Raw genomic sequence first — 23,706 nt, 5'->3', positions numbered from 1 at the left:
CCGCTAGTCCTGCCTCAGTGGCCTCATGTCCGGTGCGACCTGGGTGTGCGGGGTGACCCGAACGATGGTGATCAGGCGGTCCGTCAACTGCAGCTTCCCGACGGCCTGATCGTCGTATCCGAGCACGCGGTGTCCTCGTACGACGCTCACCACCAGGTCCTCGGTCTCGCGGACGCCCTTGCCCACCTCGGCCTTTATGACGGGCCGTTCGACGATGTCGAGGCCGCTGCCCTGCTGGATGAGGTCCTCCATGACCATGCCCGCGCTGGGGCTGAGCACGGAGAGACCGAGGAGGCGGCCGGCCGCGCTGGCGCTGGTGATGACGGCGTCGGCGCCGGACTGCTTCAGCAGCGGCGCGTTCTCCTCCTCGCGCACGGCGGCCACGATCTTCGCCCCGCGGTTGAGCTGCCGGGCCGTCAGCGTGACGAGCACTGCGGTGTCGTCGCGCTGGGTCGCGATGATGATCTGCCGGGCCCGCTGGACCTCGGCACGGATCAGTACGTCACTGCGGGTGGCGTCGCCGACCACGCCCGCGTACCCGTCCGCCGTCGCCGCGTCGATCACCTTCGAGTTGGGATCGACGACCACGACCTGCTCCTTCTTCAGCCCCGTCGCACACACGGTCTGAATCGCCGAGCGGCCTTTCGTGCCGAACCCGATGACAACGGTGTGCTCCCTCAAAGCGGTCCTCCAGCGGTTCAGTCGCCACTCCTCCCGGGTGCGTTCGGTGAGGACCTCGAGAGTGGTGCCGACCAGGATGATCAGGAACATCACGCGCAAGGGCGTGATCACGAAGATATTGGTGAACCGGGCGGCGTCACTGACGGGGGTGATGTCGCCGTATCCGGTGGTGGAGAGCGTGACGGTCGCGTAGTAGAAGGCGTCGAGCAGGTCGACCGAACCGTCGGAGTTGTCGTTGTAGCCGTCGTGGTCGACGTAGACGATGAGGGCGGTGCCGACCAGCACGAGCAGTGCGATGGTGACCCGTTTGGCGACCTGCCTCAACGGATGTTCCACCCGTCGGCGAGGCAGGTTCACCCGACGGGTGATGAGGCGTTCGTCCGCCTGACGGGCGATCGCGTCATGGCCCGGAAGTTTCACGTGAAACACACCCCGATCCCGGCCGTGGCCCAGGGCAGGTCGAGAATCTCCAGCTCCTGGCCGGGGCGCGCCCCGCCGGGCGGCACGACCGCCAGCGCGTCGGCCACGGCGATGCCCCGCAGCATGGCCGGTCCGTTGTAGTGCAGCGGCACGGCCCGGTCCTCGCGCAGGACGACGGGGATCAGCCTGGTGTCGTACGGGTGGCCGTGCACGGTCTCCTTCAGGGGCAGCGTGTATGTCTCCGGGGCCGCGCGTCCCGCGAGGGCGCGCAGCAGGGGTTCGGCGAGCGTGAGCAGGCCGGAGACGGCGGCGAGTGGGTTGCCGGGGAGCCCGACGAGGTGCTGGTTCTCCTTGGTGCGGGCCAGGAGCATGGGGTGGCCGGGGCGCACCTTGACGCCGTCCACCAGGAGCTCGGCGCCGATGCGGCGCAGGGTTGGGTGCACATGGTCGACGGGGCCCGCGGCGGTGCCGCCGGTCGTGACGACGAGGTCGGCGTCGGAGTTCTTCAGGGCCTTGCGGAGGGCTTCGGCGTCGTCACCGAGCCTGCGCACGGCGATGACGTCCGCGCCGAGCGCGCGCAGCCAGGACGGCAGCATCGGGCCGAGCGCGTCCCGGATCAGTCCGTCGTGGGGCAGGCCCTCGGTGAGCAACTCGTCCCCGAGGACGAGGACTTCGGCGCGGGGCCGGGGGAGGGCCGAGACGGTGTCGTATCCGGCGGCCGCGGCGAGCCCGAGCACGGCCGGGGTGACCACCGTGCCGCGCTGCAGCAGGGGATCGCCTGAGCGGCACTCCTGGCCCCGGGGACGGATGTCCTGCCCGGGCACGACCTCCCGGGTCGCGTGTAGCCGTTCCTTCTCGTCGGTGCGGCCGTGCTCGCTGCGGATCACCGCGGTGACGTCCTGCGGGATCCGCGCCCCGGTCGCGATACGGACGGCCTCGCCGTCGGTGAGGCGCTCGGGTTCGGCGTGGCCCGCGAGGACTCCGTCGGCCCGGACGTCCCAGGGGCCCGGCCCGGCGACCGCCCAGCCGTCCATCGCGGAGGTGTCGAACGACGGGAGGTCCGTGAGGGCGGTGAGGGGAGCGGCGAGGACGAGGCCCAGCGCGGCGTCGAGGGAGACGGAGACGGGGGTGTCCGGCCGACGGGGGGCCCGCCCGGCGAGGGCACGGGCCTCGGGCCATGGAGTGGCCCTGTGGTGGCCGTGCTTGGCCGTGTGGGCCCGGGATGTCCCGTCGGCGGTTCCCGCGGCGGTTCCGTCGGCGGCGTTTTCCCCGTGCTCACGGCTGCCGCCCCGTGGTGACGGCTGGGGCACGGCGGGAGAACCTTCAGTGGCTCCGGAGCCGTCGGGCACCTGGGCACCGCCTTCCTTGGCCAGGGCGAGGGCCTCCTCGACGTCGAGGTCGTCGAGGTCGACCTCCTCGTACCGCCCCGGGGCGGTCATCCGGCGTCCGGACGGGGGTCGGGAGCGGCGGTTCCGGTCCCGCTGTTGGTGCCGGGCCCGCTGCCGGTGCCGGTCTCGCTGCCGGTCTCGGTCCCGGCGCCTGTCCCGCTGCCGGTGCCGGACGGGGCCGTCGGAGGTGGTGCGGTGCCGTCGTCCGCCTCCGCCGCCCAGCGCAGCGCCAGTGCCGTCGCCTTGCGGGCGGCCTCCGCGACCGCCTCGGGGCCCCCCTCGGCCTGCGCCGCCGCGTACCCCACGAGGAACGTGGTCAGCGGCGCTGCCGGGCGGGCCACGCCGTGCGCGGCGTCGCGAGCGAGGTCGAGCAGGATGCCGGTGTCGACGTCCAGGTCGATGCCCAACTCGTCCTTGACTGCGGTAATCCATTCATCCAACACGTGCCCATGCTCCCTGATACGTGCCCGGGCGGCGGCGATGTCGTCCCAGGTGTCGCAGTCGAAGGACGCGACGGGGTCGGTGATACGGGTGAGTTCGAGCGCACCGGTGAGCCGGCGCAGCGGCAGCCCGGTCAGTTCGCCGTGCTCGGCACGGAGGGCCGCCAGCTCGCGGCGCAGCGCCGCACTCCGGTACGCGGCCACCAGCGGCTGGTCGCGGCCCCCGGAGTCGGTGAGCAACACGCCCTCCGTGTCTGCCTCTTGAAGAGCGGTCAGCAACTGCTGGACCGTGCCCTCGTCCAGGAACGGCAGGTCGGCGGAGAGCACCACGACGTACGCGGCGGCGGTGTGCCGGAGGCCGGCGTCGAGGGCGGCCAGCGGGCCCGCGCCGGGCGGGTCCTCGCGCGCCCACTCCACCGCGCGCGCGGTGGGCCGGGGCTCCGCGACGACCACGGTGACGGCCGCGCCGGAGCAGGCGGCCAGGACGCGGTCGAGCAGCGCGCGGCCGCCCACGCGAACGCCGGGCTTGTCCGCCCCGCCGAGGCGGCGGGCGGCGCCGCCCGCGAGCACGACGGCGTCATGGCTGTCCGTGTCCCGGCCGTCCGCACCGGGTGCGCCGGAAGAACCGGATGCGCTGGAGAAACCGGGTGCGCCGACGGAACCGGGTGCGCTGGGACGCTCGTACGCGGTCACCCCCCGAGTATGAGCGCCCGATGGATCATTTCCACCCCCGCGCACAGCATGTGGACGGGGGTGGTGACGAGGCCGTACGGGCCGAGGGGTTACAGGGTCCGCAACAGGACCGCCGGCTGTTCCACACAGTCCGCCACATACCGGAGGAATCCGCCCGCCGTGCCGCCGTCGCACACCCGGTGGTCGAAGGTGAGCGAGAGCTGCACGACCTGCCGCACCGCCAGCTCGCCCTCGTGCACCCAGGGCTTGGGGATGATCCGGCCGACGCCGAGCATGGCCGCCTCGGGGTGGTTGATGATCGGTGTGGAGCCGTCGACGCCGAACACTCCGTAGTTGTTCAACGTGAAGGTCCCGCCGGTGAGTTCCGCCGGTGTGAGCGTGCCGGTCCGGGCCGCCTCGGTGAGCCGGGCGAACTCCGCGCTGAGGGACTCCGCGTCCCGCGTGTGCGCGTCCTTCACCACCGGTACGACGAGCCCGCGCTCGGTCTGCGCGGCGAACCCGAGGTGCACCGCGTCGAGCCGGACGATCTCCCGGGCATCCATGTCGACCGTCGAGTTGAGCTCGGGGAAACGGGCCAGCGCGGCGGTGCAGATACGGGCGAGGAGGGCGAGGAGGGAGATCTTCGGCCCGCCGGCCTCGTTCATCCGCACGCGCGCGTGCATCAGTTCCGTGGCGTCGGCGTCGACCCAGCAGGTCGCGTCGGGGATCTCGCGCCGGCTCCGGGAGAGCTTGTCGGCGACGGCACCTCGGACTCCCTTGAGCGGGACACGGGTGCCACGCGCGTGCGTGGACGTGGACGTCGGGGCCGGTTGGGGCGCGGCGGCCGCGGCCTGTGCCGGCCGCGCGGCGGTCGGGGCGGACGCGGCGGCCCGCGCGGCGTGCTCGACGTCCGCGCGCGTGATCAGCCCGTCGGGACCCGAGCCCGCGAGCTCGCGCAGGTCGAGCCCGTTCTCCCGGGCCAGCCGGCGCACGAGCGGGGAGATCACCGGCACGGGGCCGTAGGCCCGGCGCCCCGCATCGGCACCGGTCCCGTCCGCGACCGGCTCCTCGTCCCGTACGGGACGACGGGAGGCCGCTCCGGATCCGGCGGGTCCGGCGGCCGGCGCAGCGGGCGCCGCCGCGACGGTCATGTCGGCGTCCGGGAGCCCTCCACGACGGCTTCCAGCCGATCCGGCTCCCGCTCCTGCCCCATCGGCATTGCCGAGCCGGTCAGGGCCCGGCCCGCCGACGGACGACGAATCCGGTGACCGTCGCCCGGGAGCCGCCCCGGCCCCAGGCGGCCGCAGCCTTCCGCGCCGCGCCGGAGGCGCCTGCGTGCCGTAGCCCACGAGCACGTTCCCGGAGCCCTCGTCCTCGGAGTCGGAAGCAAGCGGGCCGGAAGCAATCGGGCCGGAAGCCAGTGCGCCGGAGGCGGGTGCTCCCACCGCGACCGTCAACAGCGGGGAGCCGACGGGCAGTTCGGTGCCCTCTTCGCCGTAGCGGGCCGTGACCACGCCGCCGTACGGGCAGGGGACCTCGACCATCGCCTTGGCCGTCTCGACCTCGACGACGGGCTGGTCGACGGCGACGACATCACCGACCTGGACGAGCCAGCGGACGATCTCGGCCTCGGTGAGCCCCTCACCGAGGTCGGGCAGCTTGAATTCCAGGACCTGGGCCATCAGCTCTGTGCCTCCCACTGCAGCCGGGCCACCGCGTCCAGGATCCGGTCGACTCCCGGCAGATGGTGGCGCTCCAGCATCGGCGGCGGATACGGGATGTCGAACCCGGCCACGCGCAGCACCGGCGCCTCCAGGTAGTGGAAGCACCGCTCGGTGACCCGCGCGGCGATCTCCCCGCCGGGCCCGCCGAAGCCGCCCGACTCGTGCACGACGACGGCCCGCCCGGTGCGTCGTACGGACGCGGAGACCGTCTCGTCGTCGAACGGCACCAGGGAGCGCAGGTCGACGACTTCGAGGTCCCAGCCCTCGGCCCGCGCCGCTTCGGCCGCCTCCATGCAGACGGGCACCGACGGCCCGTACGTGATGAGCGTGGCGCTGCGGCCGTGGCGCCGCACGACCGCGCGGCCGATCGGGTCGACGGCCTGCGGCTCGTCGGGGTTCCAGGTGTCCTTCGACCAGTACAGGCGCTTGGGTTCGAGGAAGACGACCGGGTCGTCGGAGGCGATGGCGGCGCGCAGCAGCCCGTACGCGTCGGCGACCGTCGCGGGCGTGACGACATGGAGGCCCGGGGTCGCGATGTAGTACGCCTCGGAGGAGTCGCTGTGGTGCTCGACGCCGCCGATGCCGCCCCCGTAGGGCACGCGCACGGTGATGGGCAGCGGCATCGCCCCGCGCGTGCGGTTGCGCATACGGGCCACGTGCGAGATCAGCTGCTCGAAGGCCGGGTAGGCGAAGGCGTCGAACTGCATCTCTACGACCGGCCTGAGCCCGTACATGGCCATGCCGACGGCCGTGCCGAGGATGCCCGCCTCGGCGAGCGGCGTGTCCGTGACGCGGTCCTCGCCGAACTCCTTGGCGAGCCCGTCGGTGACGCGGAAGACGCCGCCGAGTGTGCCGACGTCCTCGCCCATGACGTGCACGGTCGGGTCGTCGGCCATGGCGTCCCGCAGGGCGCGCCCGAGGGCCTGCGCCATGGTGGCCGGCTTCACCGCGACGGTGGTCATCGGGCCGTCCCTTCCGTCTCGTGCTCGCCCTCGTGGTGGCGCGCCTCGGCGTCCAGCTCGGCCCGCAACTGTGCCTCCTGTTCCAGGAGTTGCGTCGTGGGCTGGGCGTAGACGTGCGCGAAGAGGTCCATGGGGTCGAGCGAGGGGTCCTGGTTCATGCGCTCGCGCAGGTCCGCGGCCATCGCGTCGGCGTCCTCGCGCGCGGCGCGCATCCCGGCCTCGTCGAGCAGTCCGCGCTCGGTCAGCTCGTGCTCCAGGAGGGCGATCGGGTCGTGCGCGCGCCAGGCCTCGACCTCGGAGTCGCCGCGGTAGCGCTTGTCGTCGTCGGCGTTCGTGTGCGCCTCCATGCGGTACGTGACCGCCTCCACGAGCGTCGGACCGCCACCCGCGCGCGCGTGGGCGATGGCGTCGCCGAGGACCTCGTGCACGGCGGCGACGTCGTTGCCGTCGACCAGGCGGCCGGGCATCCCGTAGCCGACGGCCTTGTGGGCCAGCGAAGGGGCCGCGGTCTGCTTGGCGAGCGGGACGGAGATCGCGAAGCCGTTGTTCTGTACGAGGAAGACGACCGGGGCCTGCCAGACGGCGGCGAAGTTCAGCGCCTCGTGGAAGTCGCCCTCGCTGGTGCCGCCGTCGCCGACCAGGGCGAGCGCGACCACGTCGTCTCCCTTGAGGTGGGCGGCGTGCGCGAGGCCCACGGCGTGCGGGAGCTGCGTCGCGAGCGGCGTGCACAGGGGGGCGATCCGGTGCTCGTGCGGGTCGTAGCCGGTGTGCCAGTCACCGCGCAGCAGGGTCAGCGCCTGGACGGGGTCGAGGCCTCGGGCGACGGCTGCGAGCGTGTCGCGGTAGCTGGGGAAGAGCCAGTCGCGCTCTTCGAGGACCAGCGCGGCGGCGACCTCGCAGGCCTCCTGGCCGGTGGAGGAGGGGTAGACGGCGAGGCGGCCCTGCTTGGTGAGGGCCGTGGCCTGCGCGTTGTAACGGCGGCCTCGCACCAGCTCCGCGTACAGCCGGCGCAGGAGCTCCGGGTCGACCCGCTCGGCCGCCTCGGTGCCGAGGACGCGGTGGGGCAGCGCGTCGGGCAGCAGCGGCGCGGGGTCGGTGCGGGGCTGCCAGGCGGGCGGCGGGGTCGGCCGGTATGCGCCTCGCTGCTCCATGACCGTCATGTCGGCACCTCCTCGTGGGGGCGGCTTCGAGAGGCGTGCCGAGAGTGACGCGCCTCACCTACCGATTGTTCGGTCGTCGGCACATTTTGGCTACAGGCACCTCCAGGCTGTGGACAAACGGTTCTCCACAGCCTGAGATGGACGCAGTACGTCCATGGTAGGGAGGCGGGGGGACATGGCACCTGAACAAATGGCCGAAGGGCCGGAGGCCGGATCCTCCCTGCCGCCGCCGCGCCCGCTGGACGCCATCGATCAGGACATCCTCCAGATGCTCCAGGCGGACGGCCGCGCCTCGATACGGTCCGTGGCCGAGCGCGTCCACGTGTCGCGCGCGAACGCCTACGCGCGCATCAACCGCCTCATCGAGGACGGCGTGATCCGTGGCTTCGGTGCCCGCGTCAACCACGAGCGCGCGGGGCACAGCACCTCGGCGTACATCACCCTCAAGATCGTGCAGAACTCCTGGCGCACGGTGCGCGAGCAGTTGAGGGCGCTCCCGGGTGCCTCCCACATCGCGCTGGTGGGCGGGGACTTCGACGTCCTGCTCCTGGTGCACACGCCCGACAACAGGGCGCTGCGCGAGCTGGTGCTCACCCGGCTCCAGGCCATCCCCGAGGTGCTCAGCACACGGACGCTGCTGGTGTTCGAGGAGGAGGACCTGGAGCCGCAGGGGTGACCTGACCGGTCCAGGGCCGCCCGCTCGGCCTTCGAAGCACCTCGCAGGCCTCGGAGAAGCCCTTGGAGGGCTCGGTCAGTCCTCCTGCCGGAGCCCTCCGAAGACCAGCCGCACCACCGCGTCGGCGACCTCGCGCTCGCCCATGCCCCGGCCGTCGGGGCGGTACCACTCCACGATCGAGTTGATCATCCCGAAGACCAGCCGCGTCGCGAGCCGGAACTCCACGTCGACGCGTACGTCCCCGTCGGCGGCCGCGGCCCTCAGCAGCTCGGCCACCCGGTGGTCGAAGTCCCGGCGCCGCTCCAGGGCCCACCGCTCGGCGTCGGTGTTGCCGCGCACACGCAGCAGCAGCGTCACGTACGGCAACTCGGCGGTGAGGACCTCGACCATGCGCCGGGTGACGTACTCCAGGCGCTCCACGGCACGCCCCACGCGCGCGTGCTCCTCGTCGAGGATCCCGAAGAGGCCGTCGAGCGCCCGGCTGACGGCCCGGCGCAGCAGCTCCTCCTTGCCCGTGACGTGGTGGTAGATCGACGACTTGGAGATGCCCGCCGCCTTGGAGAGGTGCTCCATGGAGGTGCCGTCGTAGCCGCGCTCGTTGAAGACCCGCACGGCCACGGAGAGCAGCGTCTCCGGGGTGTAGGTGTCGCGCTTGGCGGTGGTCATGGGGTGCCCTCCCGCTTCTCGGAGGCGTACGCGTGGCGGTAGAGAGCGAGGGACGGCGCGTAACGCCCCGACGGGTCGCGCATGTGCAGGTCGTCCAGGACGTCGTAGGCCCAGCTCCTGCCCAGCCTGCGGCTCCATTCGAAGGGCCCCAGGGGGTAGTTGACGCCCAGACGCATCGCCGTGTCGATGTCCTCCTCGGTGGCCACTCCCTTGGCGACGGCGTCGTGCGCCAGATCGACGATGCGGGCCACCGTGCGGGCGACGATCAGGCCGGGCACGTCCCCGATGACGCTGACGTCCTTGCCGAGCGCCTGGAAGAGCCCGGTGGCCTCGGCGAGGGTCTGGGTCTGGGTGTCCTGCGAGTGGGACAGGGCGATCCGGGTCGCCCGGCGGTAGTCGAGCGCGAGGTCGAAGTAGACGACGTCACGGAACTCGACGGCGGTCTGGCCGTCCGCGAGGGCCAGCTGGCCGCCGCTCGGCAGCACCAGCCGGGTGCCGTGGTCCTCCTCGTCCTCGCGGACCTGGATGCCCGCCTCGCGGATCAGCGCGAGCAGCTCGGACGCTGGGCCCAGATCGCCCTCGGCGACCACGTAGGCGGGCGGCTGGACCTTCTCCGCGGTGTGCGGCTCGGGACGCTCGCCCTCGTCCCCGTAGTCGTACCAGCCGTGCCCCGACTTGCGGCCGTGCCGGCCCGACTCGACGAGCCTGCGCTGGGCCAGCGAGGGCGTGAACCGCACGTCCTGGAAGAAGGCCTCCCACACGGAGCGCGTGACGGACTCGTTGACGTCCTGGCCGATGAGGTCGGTCAGCTCGAAGGCGCCCATCCGGAAGCCGCCCGACTCGCGCAGGACCGCGTCGATCGTGGCGGGGTCGGCGGCCTGCGCCTCGTAGACCGCGAAGGCCTCGGCGTAGAAGGGCCGCGCGATGCGGTTGACGATGAAGCCCGGGGTGTCGGCGCAGGCGACCGGGGTCTTCCCCCAGGCGCGGGCCATCTCGTACGCGCGCGTGGCCGACGTGACGTCGGTCGCGAACCCGGAGACGACCTCCACGAGGGGCAGCAGCGGCGCGGGGTTGAAGAAGTGCAGCCCCACGAAACGGCCGGGGTTGCGCAGGGCGCCGCCGATCGCGGTCACCGACAGGGAGGAGGTGTTGGTGGCGAGCAGGCAGTCGTCGTCGACGATGTCCTCCAGCTCGCGCAGCAGCTGCTGTTTGACGTCCAGACGCTCCAGGACGGCTTCGACGACCAGACCCGAGTCGGCGAGGTCGGCGAGGCTCTCCGCGGGGCGCAGACGGGCGCGGGCGGCGTCCCGTTCGGCGCCGGTCAGCCGGTCCTTCTCGACGAGCCGGTCGAGGCGGGCGGCGATCGCGTCGGCCGCGGCCCCGGCACGGCCCGGCACGGCGTCGTACAGCCGTACGGGGTGACCCGCGACGAGCGCGACCTGAGCGATGCCCTGGCCCATGGTGCCGGTACCGACGACGGCCACGGGGCCGGCGAGGTCGAGTGCTGTCATGCTCGCGATCCTCCCGCACGGGGTTGTCCACAGGTTCAGCGGACCCCCTTGTCCCGACCGATCGTTCGGTTACTCTAACTCTGTCCGCCCCTTCCTGCCCACGTCGTGAGCTCGACGGAGAGCTCATGAGACGAGGAGTTGGTCCCTCATGGCCGCCGAACTCACCGCGCACCGGCTGATCGCCCAGCACCGGCCCACCCTCGACCAGGCGCTGGAAGCGATCCGCACGCGCGCGTACTGGTCGCCCCACCCCGAACACCCCAAGGCGTACGGGGAGAACGGCAGCCTGGACATGGCGGCGGGCAAGGCCGCCTTCGACGCCCTCCTGGGCAGCCGCCTCGACCTCGGCCAGCCCGGCACCGACGACTGGGTCGGCGGCGAGGTCTCGCCGTACGGAATCGAGCTGGGCGTCACATACCCGCACGCGGACGTCGACACCCTGCTGCCCGCCATGCGCACGGGGCAGCGCGCGTGGCGCGACGCCGGCGCGGAGATGCGCGCGGTGGTGTGCCTGGAGATCCTCAAGCGGATCAGCGACCGCACCCACGAGTTCGCGCACGCGGTCATGCACACCAGCGGCCAGGCCTTCATGATGGCGTTCCAGGCGGGCGGCCCGCACGCGCAGGACCGCGGCCTGGAGGCGGTGGCGTACGCGTATGTGGAGCAGGTCCGCACCCCCGACGACGCCGAGTGGACGAAGCCCCAGGGCAAGCGCGACCCGATCGCGCTGACCAAGCGGTTCACGCCGGTTCCGCGCGGCATCGCGCTGCTGATCGGCTGCAACACCTTCCCGACGTGGAACGGCTATCCGGGCCTGTTCGCCTCCCTCGCCACGGGCAACGCGGTCCTGGTGAAGCCCCACCCGCGCGCGGTGCTGCCGCTCGCGCTCACCGTCCAGGTGGCCCGCGAGGTGCTCGCCGAGGCCGGCTTCGACCCGAACCTGGTGGCGCTGGCCGCCGAGCGCGCGGGCGAGGGCATCGCCAAGACCCTGGCGACACGCCCGGAGATCCGGATCATCGACTACACGGGCTCGACGGCGTTCGGCGACTGGCTGGAGGCCAACGCCCGCCAGGCGCAGGTCTACACGGAGAAGGCCGGCGTCAACACGGTGCTCGTGGAGTCGACCGACAACTACAAGGGGATGCTGTCGAACCTCGCCTTCTCCTTGTCCCTCTACAGCGGCCAGATGTGCACGACCCCGCAGAACCTCCTCATCCCCCGCGACGGCATCCGTACGGAGGAGGGCCCCCGGTCGTACGACGAGGTGGTCGCCGACCTCGCCAAGTCGGTCGGCGGACTCCTCGGGGACGACGCCCGGGCGAACGCCCTGCTGGGCGCGATCGTGAACCCTGACGTCAAGGCCCGCCTGGAGGCGGCCACCGGTCTCGGCGAAGTCGCCCTCGCCTCACGGGAGATCGCCAACCCCGAGTTCCCGGACGCGGTCGTGCGCACCCCGGTGATCGTGAAACTGGACGGCGCCAAGCCGGACGACCAGGCCGCGTTCATGAACGAGTGCTTCGGCCCCGTCTCCTTCGCGGTCGCGGTCGACTCGGCGGCGGACGCCGTGGCACTGCTGCGGCGGACCATCGCCAACAAGGGCGCGATGACGGTGGGCGCGTACACGACCTCGGAGGAGGTCGAGGAGGCCGTCCAGGAGGCCTGTCTGGAGGAGTGCGCCCAGCTCTCGCTCAACCTGACCGGCGGGATCTACGTCAACCAGACCGCCGCGTTCTCGGACTTCCACGGCTCGGGCGGCAACCCGGCGGCGAACGCCGCGCTGTGCGACGGGGCGTTCGTGGCCAACCGGTTCCGGGTAGTGGAGATCCGCAAGGAAGCGTAGAGGGCGCCCCAAAGGGGCGCGGGGCTGTGCACATATGCGGCTCCGCCGCGTGGGCGCGACCAGCCACAGCGGACCCGCAGAGACACGCCTACGGGGCACTCCAGTGGAACAAGGTCATCGCCACACTGGTGGCGAGGTTGTAGCTGGAGACCTGGGGCCGCATCGGCAGCGAGACCAAGTGGTCCGTGCGGGCGCGCAGTTCGCCGGACAACCCGCTGCGCTCGGAGCCGAAGGCGAGGAGCGCGTCGTCCGGGAGCTTCAGCGCCCGGATGTCATCGCCCTCCGGGTCGAGGGCGAACACCGGCCCGGCGGGCAGCTCGTCCACGGTCAGTCGCTCGACGGCCGTGGCGAAGTGCAGGCCCGCCCCGGCGCGCACGACCGTGGGATGCCACGGATCGAGCGTGCCGGTCGTGACGACCCCCGTCGCGCCGAAACCGGCCGCGAGCCGGATCACGGCACCCGCGTTGCCGAGGTTGCGCGGCTGGTCGAGGACGACCACGGGCGCGGTGCGGGGGGTGCGGGCCAGCGCGCGCAGGTTGGCGGCGCGCTCGGGACGTACCGCCAGGGCGGCCACGGCGGTGGGATGCGGGCGCGGGACGAGTGCTTCGTACGCGGCCCGCGGGACCTCCGCCAGGAGGGCGTCCAGCGTGGCCCGTACGTCCGGGGCCAGGTCGTCGGCGAGGGCGAGCGCGGCCCGCCGGTCGGTGGTGACCGCCACCGGGATCTCGGCCCGGAAGCGCACGGCGTGCTTGAGGGCGTGGAAGCCGTCGAGCAGCACGGAGGTTCCGACGAGCCGACGCCAGGCGCTCACGGGGTCGGGGTCGCGTGGGTCGACGGGATCGAGGTCGCGGGGTTCGTCCGTCACGCGGTGAAGCCTACGTGCGGGTGCTCGGCCTCCTCGGCCGTCTCCGGGCTGCGCGGGGGTTCCTTGCGGGGTCCCGGGAGCGTACGCGTACGGCCCAGACGCGAAAGCAGCCCTCCACGCGCGCGTGCCGCCCATCCGCCCACGCGGCGCAGGAAGGACGTCGGCAGGAACACGGCGTCGGCGGCGATCATCGCGAGCGAGAAGAACGGCAGGCCCAGCACGACGGCGATCACGGCGTGCTCGGTGATCATGGCGGCCAGCAGGATGTTCTTCACCCGCCGGTTGAACAGCGTGAAGGGGAAGGCGACCTGCACGATCACCGTCCCGTACGTCACCAGCAACATCAGCGCGCCGCTCGCGGACAGCAGGTCGGAGAGGGCCGGCCAGGGGGAGAAGTAGTCCAGGTGGAGGGGGTAGTAGACGGCGGTGCCGTCCTGCCAGCGCGAACCCTGGATCTTGTACCAGCCGGCGGTCGCGTAGATCAGACACGCCTCGGCCATGATCACGAAGAGAGCGGCGTTGTGGACGAGGTTGGCGACCACGTCGAGGAGGATGCGGGGCTGGACGCTCCGGCCGTACCGGCCGGCCAGCCACCACAGGCCCTGTACGGCCCACAGCCCCCAGTAGACCGTCCGCCAGCCGCCGAAGAACCCGCCGTCGATCTTCCCCGCGAGCGTGGCCGCGGCCAGGACGAGGCCGAGCACCGTCCAGAGGGCGGGACCGGCCCTGTCCGGGCCGACCCACTCTCCACGCGCGCGTGCGTCCCGGGCTCGGCGCTCCCGCCGCTCGTCCAGCGACCAGACCCGGCCGCAGCGCGTGAGCACCAGGTAGATCGCCATGAGGTGGATGACGTTGTCGCCGCCGTCCCCCATGAAGATGCTGCGGTTCTGCAGGGAGAGCACGCCGACCATGAAGAGCACGGACATGGTCCGGGTGCGCCAGCCGAGCATCAGCAGAAGGCTGGACAGTACGGCGAACGCGTAGACGATCCCGAACCAGACCTGGCCGTCGGCCCACATCAGGGCCGTGAAGGCGTGGTTGCTCGCGATGAGCTGCTGGGCGAGATCCCAGCTCCAGGGGCCGTCGGGCCCGTACATCTCCTCGCGGTGCGGGAACTCCCGCAGCAGGAACAGCAGCCAGGTCCCGGCGAAACCTATGCGGATCACGGCGCTCTGGTACGGGCCGAGCGCCTCGCCGGTGACGCGCGTGATGGCGTGCGCGAGCGTCCGGTCGACGCGGTGCTTCCGGTCGAACCGGCTTATCCGGCCGGCAAGCCGCTCACGGCCGAGGGCACGCGTCCGTTCACGGTCGGGGCTGCTCGCCCGGTCGCGGTCGGGGGTGCTCGTCGGGGCGACGGTCGAAGCGCCGGCCGTGGCGCCGGTCGGAGCGGGGCCGCGATCATGGTCGCCCGGCGGGGTGGGCTCGGGATCGTGGTCGCCCTTCGGGGCGGGCCGGGGGTCCTGGTCGCCCGTCGGGTCGTGGCCGAGGTCGCTCATCGGGCGCTCGCCTCCGTCCCCGTGGACTCAGCGGGCCGCGTCCCGGCCGCCCGGTCGGCCTCCGAGACCGGCCACCAGGGCAGCACGCGGACGATGGGCTTGTCGGACACCTGCTCCTGGCTCCACTTCGGCGGCGGCACATTGGTCGTACGGGAGCGGACCTGGACCTGTTGCACGACCGCGCCCCGGCCACCGGCCTCCTCGCGGTCGAGGCGCAGGACCACGATGCGGCGCAGATACTTCTCGGAGAGGGCGCCGCGCAGGCCGTTCGGACGGTTCGCGTTGTCGTGCGTGGCCACGAAGAAGTCCCAGGCCCGGCGCAGCTCGTTCTGCTGGGTGTGGCTGGGCAGCAGATTGCCGTCGATGGCGGCACCGTCCAGCGCGGAGAGGTCGTACCAGCGGGTCGTCTTGATGTCACCGTCCGCGGCCCGCACGTCGGCACGGACCTGGACCGCGATGTTCTGCTGCAGCGGGTTCGGCGCGAAGAGCTTCCAGTTCTGCTCGAACTCGGGGTAGATCCACTCGTCGATCGCCTGCCCGTGCTGCTTGGTGACCGTGTTCGACGGCGCGACATGCAGGAAGACCATGCCGACGTGCACACAGGCGGCGACCGCGACGACGGCGAGCGCGAGCGCCGCGGCGATCTGGTACGGGAGGGAGAGAGCGGCGATGCCGGTGGGAGGGGGGAGCGGGGGACCGGCGAGGACCGTGTCGCCGTACTGCTCGCCGTACTCGTGGCCGTATTGCTGGTCGTCGTACTGCTGCTCGCCGCTCTGCCGGGGGATCCGGGCGGGAGCCTCGCTGGAGGACGTGGTCTCGTGACCCTCCGGTGGAAGGCTGTCGGGGACGGCGGCCGCGGGCTCGCCCGGCACGGGCCGGGCGTTCGAGCCCTTGTCGTACGCGTCCATTCCGCCCCGTTCCCGAAGTCTGTCCGATTCCCGTCGCCGGTCCCGCGACAGTCGCACCGGCACGGTACTCAGGCCCGCCCGCCCAGCACAGTCCCATGGGACACAGAGGCCACGAGGTTATCCACAGCGGTTGACACCTTACGACCCTCGCTCCTCCCCGAATCGAACACACCGACCGATCGGTCGGCCCGCCGGTCGGCAGCCCTCCGGTGCTCCCCGGGACCGACCCACCCGCACCGTTCCCTTCTTGTAGAACCTGTTCTATCTTGACGCTCCGCCAGATCAACGGATCCGCCGGAAGGACAAGGTCGTGGACTTCACCTTCACCGAGGAGCAGCAGGCGGCCGTGGAAGCGGCGAGGGCCGTGTTCGCGGGGGTCGCGCCGGACGGTGTGCCGAGTCCCGCGCTCACCGCCGGCGCCGTCGCCGACGACTTCGACCGCGCACTGTGGGCGAAACTCGCCGACGCGGACCTGCTGAGCCTGCTGCTCGACGCCCGCCACGGCGGCGCGGGCCTGGACGCCATCGCGCTCTGCCTGGTGCTGCGCGAGTCCGCGAAGGTGCTCGCGCGGGTGCCGTTGCTGGAGAGCACCGCGGCCGCGGTGACCGTGCAGACGTACGGCGGCGAGGAGCTGAAGGCGGACGTGCTCGCCCGGGCCGGCCGGGGTGAGCTGGTCCTGACGGTCGCCGCGAACGGACGTACCGGCCATGACGGCGCCGAACTCGCCGTGACCGCACGTCCGGAGGGCGACCTGTGGGTGCTGGACGGGGTACAGACGGCCGTCCCCTGGGCACAGAACGCCGACTTCGTCCTCGTGCCCGCGCTGAGCACCGAATCCGGCCGCTCCGTGTTCGCCCTTGTCCCCCGCGTCCACGAAGGCGCGCTGCTCGCCGAGCAGTTCTCGACAACAGGTGAGCGGCTCGGCGAACTCCGGCTGGATTCCGTACGCGTTCCCGCCCGTGACGTCATCGACGCCGACGGAGCCTGGGAGTCGCTGCGTGCCCTGCTCGCCACCGGGACGTGCGCGCTGGCGCTCGGGCTCGGTGAAGGAGTGCTCGGGATGACGAGCGAATACACCAGCAAGCGGGAGCAGTTCGGGTTCCCGGTCGCCACGTTCCAGGCCGTGGCCGTGCAGGCCGCCGACCGCTACATCGACCTGCGCGCGATGGAGGCCACCCTCTGGCAGGCCGCCTGGCGGATCAGCTCGGGCGCGGGCGGGGCCCTGCCCGCGTCAGGCGACATCGCCGTCGCCAAGACCTGGGCCTCCGAGGGCGTACGCCGTGTCGTGCAGACCGCGCAGCATCTGCACGGCGGCATCGGCGCGGACACCGACTATCCCCTGCACCGGTACCACGCCTGGGCCAAGCACCTGGAACTCTCACTCGGCCCGGCGGCAGCACACGAGGAGGCACTGGGCGATCTGCTGGCGGCGCATCCCCTGGGGTGAGCGCGGCCTCGGGACGAACCCGAGGTTTCTGGGATGAGCGAGGGGCACTGAGACAAGCGGGCGGCCTTGAGACAGGCGGGCGGCCAGGAACCCGGCCGCCCCGGGTCGGCTAGAGAACGAACCCCGACTGCCCCTCCGCGTTCACCACAGGACGGCCCGCGGCCGCCCAGACCTGCATGCCGCCGTCGACGTTCACCGCGTCGATGCCCTGCTGGACCAGGTACATCGCGACCTGTGCCGAACGGCCCCCTGAGCGGCAGATCACATGGACCTTGCCGTCCTGAGGCGCCGCCTCGGTCAGCTCGCCGTAACGTGCGACGAAGTCACTGATGGGAATGTGCAGCGCCCCTTCGGCGTGACCCGCCTGCCACTCGTCGTCCTCCCGGACGTCCAGCAGGAAGTCACCGTCCGCGAGATCCGAGACCTCGACCGTGGGCACACCAGCTCCGAAACTCATGCCCCGACGCTACCCGACCGGGCCAGACCACAGCTCGACCCGGTGTACGCGGACGAATGCCACAGGTCACAGGGCCGACGACTCACCTCAAGGCGCGCCACTCGACTCCGAGGCGCGCCACTCAACCCCGAGGCCGACCGCGCATCCCGGGGCGGGGGCCGTACGTCCCGGGACGGGTGCCGCACATCTCCGGGTGGGCCCGCACATCGCAAGACCGGCCGCCAACCCGGAAGCCTGCCCTCAGGCCCCGCTGCCGAGCAGGCCCGCCAGCTCGGCCTCCCGCTCGCTCACCTGCGCCAGCAGCTGCTCGGCGATCTCCTCCAGCAGCCGGTCGGGGTCGTCCGGAGCGATCTTGAGCATCGCGCCGATCGCGCTCTCCTCCAGGTCGCGGGCGACGAGGGCGAGCAGTTCCTTGCGCTGGGCGAGCCATTCGAGACGGGCGTAGAGCTCCTCGCTGCGAGTCGGGCGCCACTCCTCGGACACGGGACCGGCGGCCCACTCCTCGGACAGCTCCCGGAGCAGGGGCTCGTCCCCACGGCCGTACGCCGCGTTGACCCGGGAGATGAACTCGTCGCGCCGCGCGCGCTCCGTGTCGTCCTGCGCCAGGTCGGGGTGCGCCTTGCGGACCAGCTCCCGGTAGAGCTTGCGGGCCTCGTCACTCGGCCGGACCCGCTGCGGCGGCCGCACCGGCTGCTCGGTCAGCATGGCCGAGGCCTCCGGGGACAGCCCGTCCGAGTCGAGCCAGTCGTGGAACAGTTCCTCGATCCCCGGCATCGGCATGACACGGGCCCGTGCCTCCTGCGCCTTGCGCACGTCCTCCGGGTCGCCGGTGCTCGCGGCCCGTGCCTCGGCGATCTGCGCGTCCAGTTCGTCGAGCCGCGAGTACATCGGCCCGAGCTTCTGGTGGTGCAGCCGGGAGAAGTTCTCCACCTCGACCCGGAACGTCTCCACCGCGATCTCGAACTCGATCAACGCCTGCTCGGCCGCCCGCACGGCCCGCTCCAGCCGCGCCTCGGGCCGCTCCTGGCCTTCACCTCCGGCGTCACCCTCGGACGAGTCACCCACGGACGAGTCGCCCACCGCCGGGTCGTCCGCCGTCGAGCCACCCGCCGCTGGGTCGTCCGCCGGCCGGTCACCCGCCGTGGAACCGTCCGCGGATTCGTCGCCTCCGGTCGCATCGCCTTCGGCCGCGTCCGGCAACGGCGCGTCGGCACCCGCCTCGGCGGATGTCTCGACCAACGACTCGGCGCCCGACTCTGCGGATGCCTCTACGGATGCCTCGGTGGACGGCTCGCCGGGCCTCCCGGTGTCCGACTCGGCAGACGGCGCCTTCTCGGCGCGCGGCTCACCGGAGCCCGGTTCCGCGAGGGGCTCGGGCGGGGGCTGATCAGCTTCCGGGGTCGTCACCCGCCCAGCCTAGGCCACGGCTCAGCCACCCATTCGAACCGCCTGGCCAGGGGCCTTTCCCGGACGCCTTCCCCGGGCTTTCACCGCCCCGTCAAACCCCCAGCTCCCCCACGATCCGCCCCGCGCGCACCGCCGCCACCAGCTCCGCGTGGTCCGCCTCGGTCCGGTCCGCGTAGGCCACCGAGAAGGTGGCGACCGCCTCGTCCAGTTCCTCGCTCTTGCCGCAGTACCCCGCGATGAGCCGGGGATCGGCGCTGTGCGCGTGGGCCCGGGCCAGCAGGGCCCCGGTCATCCGGGCGTAGTCGTCTATCTGGTCCGCGGCCAGCGCCGCGGGATCGACGCTGCCCTTGCGGTTGCGGAACTGCCGCACCTGGAAGGGGCGCCCCTCGACCGACGTCCAGCCGAGGAGGATGTCGCTGACGACCTGCATCCGCTTCTGGCCGAGGACGACCCGGCGGCCCTCGTGTGCCACCTCGGGCACCGCGAGGCCGACCGTCTCCAGATGCGGCACCAGGACGGACGTACGGGCCTCCTTCACCTGGAGGACGAGGGCCTCACCGCGATGGTCGAGGAGCAGCACCACGTACGAGCGCGTGCCCACGCTGCCCGTGCCGACCACGCGGAACGCCACGTCGTGCACCGCGTACCTCGCGAGGAGCGGGAGACGGTCCTCGGAGAGCGTGGCCAGATACTCCTCCAGCGACCGTGCGACCCCGGCGGCCTCTTCGTCCGGCACGCGCCGCAGCACCGGCGGGGCGTCGACGAAGCGGCGCCCGCCGTCCTCCGCGACCTCCGTCGACTTGGCCGCGAACCGCCCACTGGTGTTGCCCCGCGCCTTCTCCGAGACCCGCTCCAGCGTGCCGAGCAGGTCGTGGGCGTCGGCGTGCGAGACCAGTTCCTCGTCCGCGATGGCGTTCCACGCGTCCAGGACCGGGAGCTTGGCGAGCAGCCGCATCGTGCGCCGGTACGAACCGGTCGCGAAGTATGCCGCCTTGCGGCAGGTGTCCTCGTCCGCCCCCGCTTCCCGGGCGGCGAGCACCAGCGAGGTCGCGAGCCGCTTCAGGTCCCACTCCCACGGCCCGTGGACCGTTTCGTCGAAGTCGTTCAGGTCTATGACGAGGCCACCGCGGGCGTCCCCGTACAGACCGAAGTTCGCCGCGTGCGCGTCGCCGCAGATCTGGGCGCCGATACCGGTCAGCGGCGTACGCGCCAGGTCGTAGGCCATGAGTCCGGCCGAACCGCGCAGGAAGGCGAAGGGCGTGGCCGCCATCCTGCCGACCCGTATCGGTGTGAGCCCGGGGATCCGGCCGCGGTTGGACACGTCTACCGCGGTCACCGCGTCCGGGCGGTCGCCGTTCGTGTCGATGGAGGCGTGCGCACTGCGCGGGACCCGGCCCCGCAGCGCCTTGCCCTCCTCCTTGGGCGAACCCTGTCCCTTGGACGAGTCCTCCCCAAGCCGTCGCGCGAACCCGCGCACCTCCGGAACTCTTGCCGCCCCGGCCACCGCACCACCGGTCTCGCTCACCCGAACCGCCTCCCCCGCACACGAACATCAATTTCGAGACGACCGTACCGCCGGGCGCCGATCCTTGTGAGCCCCTGTGGACAACTCCACGCCTGTGGAAAACACCCCAGCTCAGCGCCGAACACAGCTCGCAGGTGCCGCTTGCGCCGGAACTGCTCCTGGCAGCGCCCGTCCTCCGCCGGATACGTCCACTCAGCCGGACCGGCACCCCAGGCCCTGCCCGCACGAGCCGCACGCGCAGGGCCGAAGGACATCGGTCCCGCCAAGGTCCTGCCGGCTCACCGGCCGGCGCTGCCCTGCTTCTTCTTCATCCAGGCCTGACAAACCCACCGGACAAGCACCCCGACAAGGACGGCGACGACGATCGCCCCCCAGTCGATGACATGCGGGAGCCCGGGGAAGAAGCCGAAGAAGGCCAGTGTCACCACCAGCCCCCCGACGAACGCCGCGGCTCCGACCCACCGCAGTTGCACATCCCGGGCCCGGTCCCGGCCCGCCTGCTGATCAATCATGAACGGCTCACTTCGTGATGTGGTGGCACTGACTCACCCGACGCACCCCGTTGACGTACAGATGCGCACACGCCTTTCCATAACGAGGCAGAGTCTGAGGAGAGTTGTTCCGCATCGGGTCGATCTTGCACTCGGGGTGCGTTCGCCCGCGGGACGTCCGGTATGTCTTGTTGTTGGTGTTGGCATACGTGAAGTCGATCCGCCAGTTGCAGAAGCCGCTGCCGAGCGCAGCGGCAAACCCACAGTCGACGCCTGCGTTCTGATAGGTGATCTTCCTCCCGCCACCTCGGATGATGTGGGTGAACATGCAGCCGGTAGGAACCTTCATCGCCATGCCGCCGACGCTGTACTCGAAGGTACGAACAGGGGTGGACCCGACAGCGCCGGCCTCGGCCACCGAGGGCACCATCAACACGAGTGCACCGGCAGCAGCAAGAGCGGCGGAAAGCCTGGATCCGGACAGCGCGACCATGAGTAAATCCCTTTCGGTGAAGCACCTCTTCCGAGCGGCAATAACCGGATTGCTCCGATCATGGTTCTGCCGGATAGAAGGGTTCACCGACCTGAGTGATCATGTAATCGTGCGCTGACCTGCTGATTCGTTTCCTCGATCCCGCCTGGGTGCCGGCAGGCGGACCAGGCGCCCAACAGGACACCCAGCGGAAAGCCGCTCGGCCAGGTCGCACAGCCCGCGACGCCACCCCGGCACTGCTCCAGCGAAGATGCAGCCCGTACACAGCAGACCCCCGACCGTGAGATACCTCACCGTCAGGGGCCTGGGCTGTCATGTCGTCGGCCGGGGTGCGGAGTCCGGCGTGGATGTTTCGGGGAACGAAGAACGGGCCCCCACCGGAACTTTCGTTCTGGTGGAGACCCGTCTCCTGTGGTGCGCGAGGGGGGAGTTGAACCCCCACGCCCTTGCGGGCACTGGAACCTGAATCCAGCGCGTCTGCCTATTCCGCCACCCGCGCATTGGGTGTGTCGTCCGTCTCTCACCGAGTGGGTGAGCGCCTGCCGACATGCAGAAGATTAGCACGCTGGATGGGGTGGATTCACATCCGTTTCCGAGGGCCGGCGGTGGGGCAACCGACCTCCGCGTCGGCCCGCCATCAGCCCCGCTTCACCCCCGGATCACCTGCGGGACCGCCTCGGACGGCACCCCGGATCCCTCCGTCCCCACCCTCCACGTATCAACGAGAACCGGTTCACGTATCAACCTCGTACCGGTCCGGGCCATCTCCCCAGGAGGGGGCCGAGGTCCACAGTCGGGTGCGGGACACTGTGGGGACGCCACCTCTACGATCCTTCTCATACGGAGTGCTCGGGGGGAGTTCGAAGAGGGGTTTCCGAGGGAACCTCGGGAGGGGACTTCAGTGGGCGTCGACATCTGTCGACCGGGCCGACAGGGGGAACCAGCCGATTTCCCGGCGCGTGGATACGATCAGTAAGCAGTACCAGGGCAACGACGACGGAGGAGGTGCCCCATGGGAGTCCTGAAGAAGTTCGAGCAACGTCTCGAAGGTCTGGTCAACGGCACCTTCGCCAAGGTGTTCAAGTCCGAGGTCCAGCCCGTGGAGATCGCAGGAGCGCTCCAGCGCGAGTGCGACAACAACGCCACGATCTGGAACCGCGACCGGACCGTCGTCCCGAACGACTTCATCGTGGAGCTGAGCACGCCCGACTTCGAGCGGCTCAGCCCCTACTCCGGCCAGCTCGGTGACGAGCTCGCCGGCATGGTGCGCGACTACGCCAAGCAGCAGCGCTACACCTTCATGGGCACCATCAAGGTGCATCTGGAGAAGGCGGACGACCTGGACACGGGCCTGTACCGGGTCCGCAGCCGTACGCTCGCCTCCTCCGCCAACCAGCAGGCCACTCCCGAGCGCGCACCCGCGGGCCCGCCCCCGGCGGCAGCCCGCGGCCAGGCAGGCGGCTACGGCTACCCGCCGGCGGCCGCTCCTCCCATGCCTGCCGCGCCGCCCCCCGGCGGCCGTCCGGGCGCCGCACCCGCGGGCCAGCGGCCCGCCGCGGCCCCGCAGCCGGGTGGACGTACGCGGCACTGGATCGAGATCAACGGCAACCGCCATCAGATCTCCCGCCCGACGCTGGTGCTGGGCCGCAGCACCGAAGCCGACGTGCGGATCGACGACCCCGGCGTCTCGCGCCGGCACTGTGAGATCCGGACCGGAACGCCCTCGACTGTCCAGGATCTCGGGTCCACCAACGGCATCGTGGTGGACGGGCAGCACACCACCCGCGCTACGCTCCGCGACGGCTCGCGGATCGTCGTGGGCAGCACCACCATCATTTACCGGCAAGCCGAAGGGTGAAGCGGGGGCAATGTCAGAGCTGACCCTCACGGTCATGCGGCTGGGTTTCCTGGCCGTACTGTGGCTGTTCGTGATCGTGGCCGTGCAGGTCATCCGCAGCGACCTGTTCGGAACGCGCGTCACACAGCGCGGCTCGCGCAGGGACGCCAACCGGCCGCAGCAGACCGCGCGCCAAGCCGCGCCGCCGCAGCAGCGCCAGCAGGCGGCACCACCGAGCGGCGGCGGCCGTCAGCGCCGTGGCGCCCCCACCAAGCTCGTCGTCTCCGAGGGCATCCTCACGGGCACGACGGTCGCACTGCAGGGGCAGACCATCACGCTGGGACGCGCACACGACAGCACCATCGTGCTGGACGACGACTACGCGTCCAGCAGGCATGCCAGGATCTACCCGGACCGTGACGGCCAGTGGATCGTCGAAGACCTCGGGTCCACCAACGGCACGTATCTCGACCGGAACCGACTGACGACTCCCACGCCGATCCCGCTGGGCGCGCCGATCCGCATCGGCAAGACCGTCATCGAGCTGCGGAAGTAGTGCTACGTCATGAATGAGCGCGAGCGGAGCGAGCGAGCAGCGGCGGTCCACACGACGGACCCCGGCACGCTCCCGACCGGAGGG

At 71.7% G+C, this 23,706-nt stretch carries 21 protein-coding genes and 1 tRNA gene; 5 read left to right on the top strand and 17 right to left on the bottom strand.

The annotated features are described in order from the left end of the window. Positions 1–3: 3 nt before the first annotated feature. The 6 genes from OG718_RS28635 to pdhA all read right to left on the bottom strand — a co-directional run bounded on the left by OG718_RS28635 (position 4) and on the right by pdhA (position 7,447). Complete coding sequence (locus OG718_RS28635) at positions 4–1,101, bottom strand: potassium channel family protein (protein WP_143641397.1); 1,098 nt, start codon at positions 1,099–1,101, stop codon at positions 4–6. Then, positions 1,098–2,540 carry a molybdopterin molybdotransferase MoeA gene (locus tag OG718_RS28630; protein WP_328845531.1) on the bottom strand — a complete coding sequence of 481 codons (1,443 nt, stop codon included), beginning with the start codon at positions 2,538–2,540 and terminating at the stop codon, positions 1,098–1,100. Before OG718_RS28630 ends, OG718_RS28635 begins: the two co-directional genes overlap by 4 nt. Then, entirely contained in the window at positions 2,537–3,622 is a 1,086-nt protein-coding gene (locus tag OG718_RS28625; RefSeq protein ID WP_443055149.1) for an NTP transferase domain-containing protein, read from the bottom strand. The genes OG718_RS28630 and OG718_RS28625 overlap by 4 nt, the downstream gene beginning before the upstream one ends. A gap of 89 nt (positions 3,623–3,711) precedes the next feature. After that, entirely contained in the window at positions 3,712–5,283 is a 1,572-nt protein-coding gene (locus tag OG718_RS28620; protein ID WP_328847845.1) for a dihydrolipoamide acetyltransferase family protein, read from the bottom strand. Further along, entirely contained in the window at positions 5,283–6,287 is a 1,005-nt protein-coding gene (locus OG718_RS28615; protein ID WP_200397093.1) for an alpha-ketoacid dehydrogenase subunit beta, read from the bottom strand. The genes OG718_RS28620 and OG718_RS28615 overlap by 1 nt, the downstream gene beginning before the upstream one ends. Further along, positions 6,284–7,447 carry a pyruvate dehydrogenase (acetyl-transferring) E1 component subunit alpha gene (gene pdhA / locus OG718_RS28610; RefSeq protein ID WP_306938981.1) on the bottom strand — a complete coding sequence of 388 codons (1,164 nt, stop codon included), beginning with the start codon at positions 7,445–7,447 and terminating at the stop codon, positions 6,284–6,286. Before pdhA ends, OG718_RS28615 begins: the two co-directional genes overlap by 4 nt. Positions 7,448–7,622: 175 nt before the next feature. Here pdhA and OG718_RS28605 point away from each other — a divergent pair, with 175 nt between their 5' ends. Continuing rightward, positions 7,623–8,123 (top strand): Lrp/AsnC family transcriptional regulator, encoded by a 501-nt coding sequence (locus tag OG718_RS28605; RefSeq protein ID WP_372505488.1) that lies wholly within the window; start codon positions 7,623–7,625, stop codon positions 8,121–8,123. Positions 8,124–8,198: 75 nt separating this feature from the next. Here OG718_RS28605 and OG718_RS28600 read toward each other — a convergent pair whose 3' ends face one another. Then, positions 8,199–8,789, bottom strand: a complete 591-nt coding sequence (locus OG718_RS28600; RefSeq protein ID WP_055613049.1) for a TetR/AcrR family transcriptional regulator — start codon at positions 8,787–8,789, stop codon at positions 8,199–8,201. Continuing rightward, positions 8,786–10,300, bottom strand: a complete 1,515-nt coding sequence (locus OG718_RS28595; protein ID WP_143641392.1) for a 3-hydroxyacyl-CoA dehydrogenase — start codon at positions 10,298–10,300, stop codon at positions 8,786–8,788. The genes OG718_RS28600 and OG718_RS28595 overlap by 4 nt, the downstream gene beginning before the upstream one ends. Before the next feature lie 148 nt (positions 10,301–10,448). Here OG718_RS28595 and paaN point away from each other — a divergent pair, with 148 nt between their 5' ends. Next, positions 10,449–12,140, top strand: coding sequence for a phenylacetic acid degradation protein PaaN (paaN, locus tag OG718_RS28590; RefSeq protein WP_328845530.1), 1,692 nt, complete (start codon positions 10,449–10,451; stop codon positions 12,138–12,140). Positions 12,141–12,228: 88 nt separating this feature from the next. Here the strand turns inward: paaN and OG718_RS28585 are convergent, their stop codons facing one another. Genes OG718_RS28585 through OG718_RS28575 form a run of 3 tightly spaced genes read right to left on the bottom strand, consistent with a single transcriptional unit; the run spans position 12,229 to position 15,409 of the window. Beyond that, positions 12,229–13,005 carry a TrmH family RNA methyltransferase gene (locus tag OG718_RS28585; RefSeq protein ID WP_328845529.1) on the bottom strand — a complete coding sequence of 259 codons (777 nt, stop codon included), beginning with the start codon at positions 13,003–13,005 and terminating at the stop codon, positions 12,229–12,231. Then, on the bottom strand, positions 13,002–14,501 hold the full coding sequence (locus OG718_RS28580) for an HTTM domain-containing protein (protein WP_328845528.1): 1,500 nt from the start codon (positions 14,499–14,501) through the stop codon (positions 13,002–13,004). Before OG718_RS28580 ends, OG718_RS28585 begins: the two co-directional genes overlap by 4 nt. Beyond that, positions 14,498–15,409: a DUF5819 family protein gene (locus OG718_RS28575; RefSeq protein WP_306938976.1), complete on the bottom strand. Its 912-nt coding sequence runs from the start codon at positions 15,407–15,409 to the stop codon at positions 14,498–14,500. Before OG718_RS28575 ends, OG718_RS28580 begins: the two co-directional genes overlap by 4 nt. A 310-nt stretch (positions 15,410–15,719) precedes the next feature. On the opposite strand from OG718_RS28575, the gene OG718_RS28570 reads away from it, so the two are divergent. Further along, on the top strand, positions 15,720–16,856 hold the full coding sequence (locus tag OG718_RS28570) for an acyl-CoA dehydrogenase family protein (RefSeq protein ID WP_328845527.1): 1,137 nt from the start codon (positions 15,720–15,722) through the stop codon (positions 16,854–16,856). 109 nt (positions 16,857–16,965) lie between these two features. On the opposite strand, the gene OG718_RS28565 is transcribed toward OG718_RS28570, so the two are convergent. From OG718_RS28565 to OG718_RS28540, 6 genes are all read right to left on the bottom strand, one after another. Beyond that, positions 16,966–17,295 (bottom strand): rhodanese-like domain-containing protein, encoded by a 330-nt coding sequence (locus OG718_RS28565; protein WP_055613055.1) that lies wholly within the window; start codon positions 17,293–17,295, stop codon positions 16,966–16,968. Positions 17,296–17,553: 258 nt separating this feature from the next. Further along, on the bottom strand, positions 17,554–18,393 hold the full coding sequence (locus tag OG718_RS28560) for a J domain-containing protein (RefSeq protein ID WP_260695552.1): 840 nt from the start codon (positions 18,391–18,393) through the stop codon (positions 17,554–17,556). A 418-nt stretch (positions 18,394–18,811) separates the two neighbouring features. Beyond that, positions 18,812–20,245 carry a DUF2252 domain-containing protein gene (locus OG718_RS28555; RefSeq protein ID WP_328845526.1) on the bottom strand — a complete coding sequence of 478 codons (1,434 nt, stop codon included), beginning with the start codon at positions 20,243–20,245 and terminating at the stop codon, positions 18,812–18,814. A 278-nt stretch (positions 20,246–20,523) separates the two neighbouring features. Next, the gene (locus tag OG718_RS28550) at positions 20,524–20,757 is read right to left on the bottom strand and encodes a hypothetical protein (protein WP_143641386.1); all 234 of its coding nucleotides are present in this window, start codon (positions 20,755–20,757) and stop codon (positions 20,524–20,526) included. A gap of 7 nt (positions 20,758–20,764) precedes the next feature. Then, positions 20,765–21,229, bottom strand: a complete 465-nt coding sequence (locus OG718_RS28545) for a hypothetical protein (protein ID WP_143641385.1) — start codon at positions 21,227–21,229, stop codon at positions 20,765–20,767. Positions 21,230–21,641: 412 nt separating this feature from the next. Continuing rightward, positions 21,642–21,728 (bottom strand) — tRNA-Leu (locus tag OG718_RS28540). Positions 21,729–22,241: 513 nt separating this feature from the next. Between OG718_RS28540 and OG718_RS28535 the strand changes: the two genes are divergently transcribed. Together OG718_RS28535 and OG718_RS28530 are read left to right on the top strand one after the other, a co-directional pair. Next, complete coding sequence (locus OG718_RS28535; RefSeq protein ID WP_143641384.1) at positions 22,242–23,087, top strand: FhaA domain-containing protein; 846 nt, start codon at positions 22,242–22,244, stop codon at positions 23,085–23,087. 10 nt (positions 23,088–23,097) lie between these two features. After that, a complete protein-coding gene (locus OG718_RS28530) occupies positions 23,098–23,622 on the top strand; it encodes an FHA domain-containing protein FhaB/FipA (protein WP_143641383.1) in 525 nt (174 codons plus the stop codon). Positions 23,623–23,706: the final 84 nt, after the last annotated feature.

The sequence above is a fragment of the Streptomyces sp. NBC_00258 genome, assembly GCF_036182465.1.
Taxonomy (GTDB): domain Bacteria; phylum Actinomycetota; class Actinomycetes; order Streptomycetales; family Streptomycetaceae; genus Streptomyces.
This window is presented reverse-complemented; position numbering and strand designations above follow the sequence as displayed.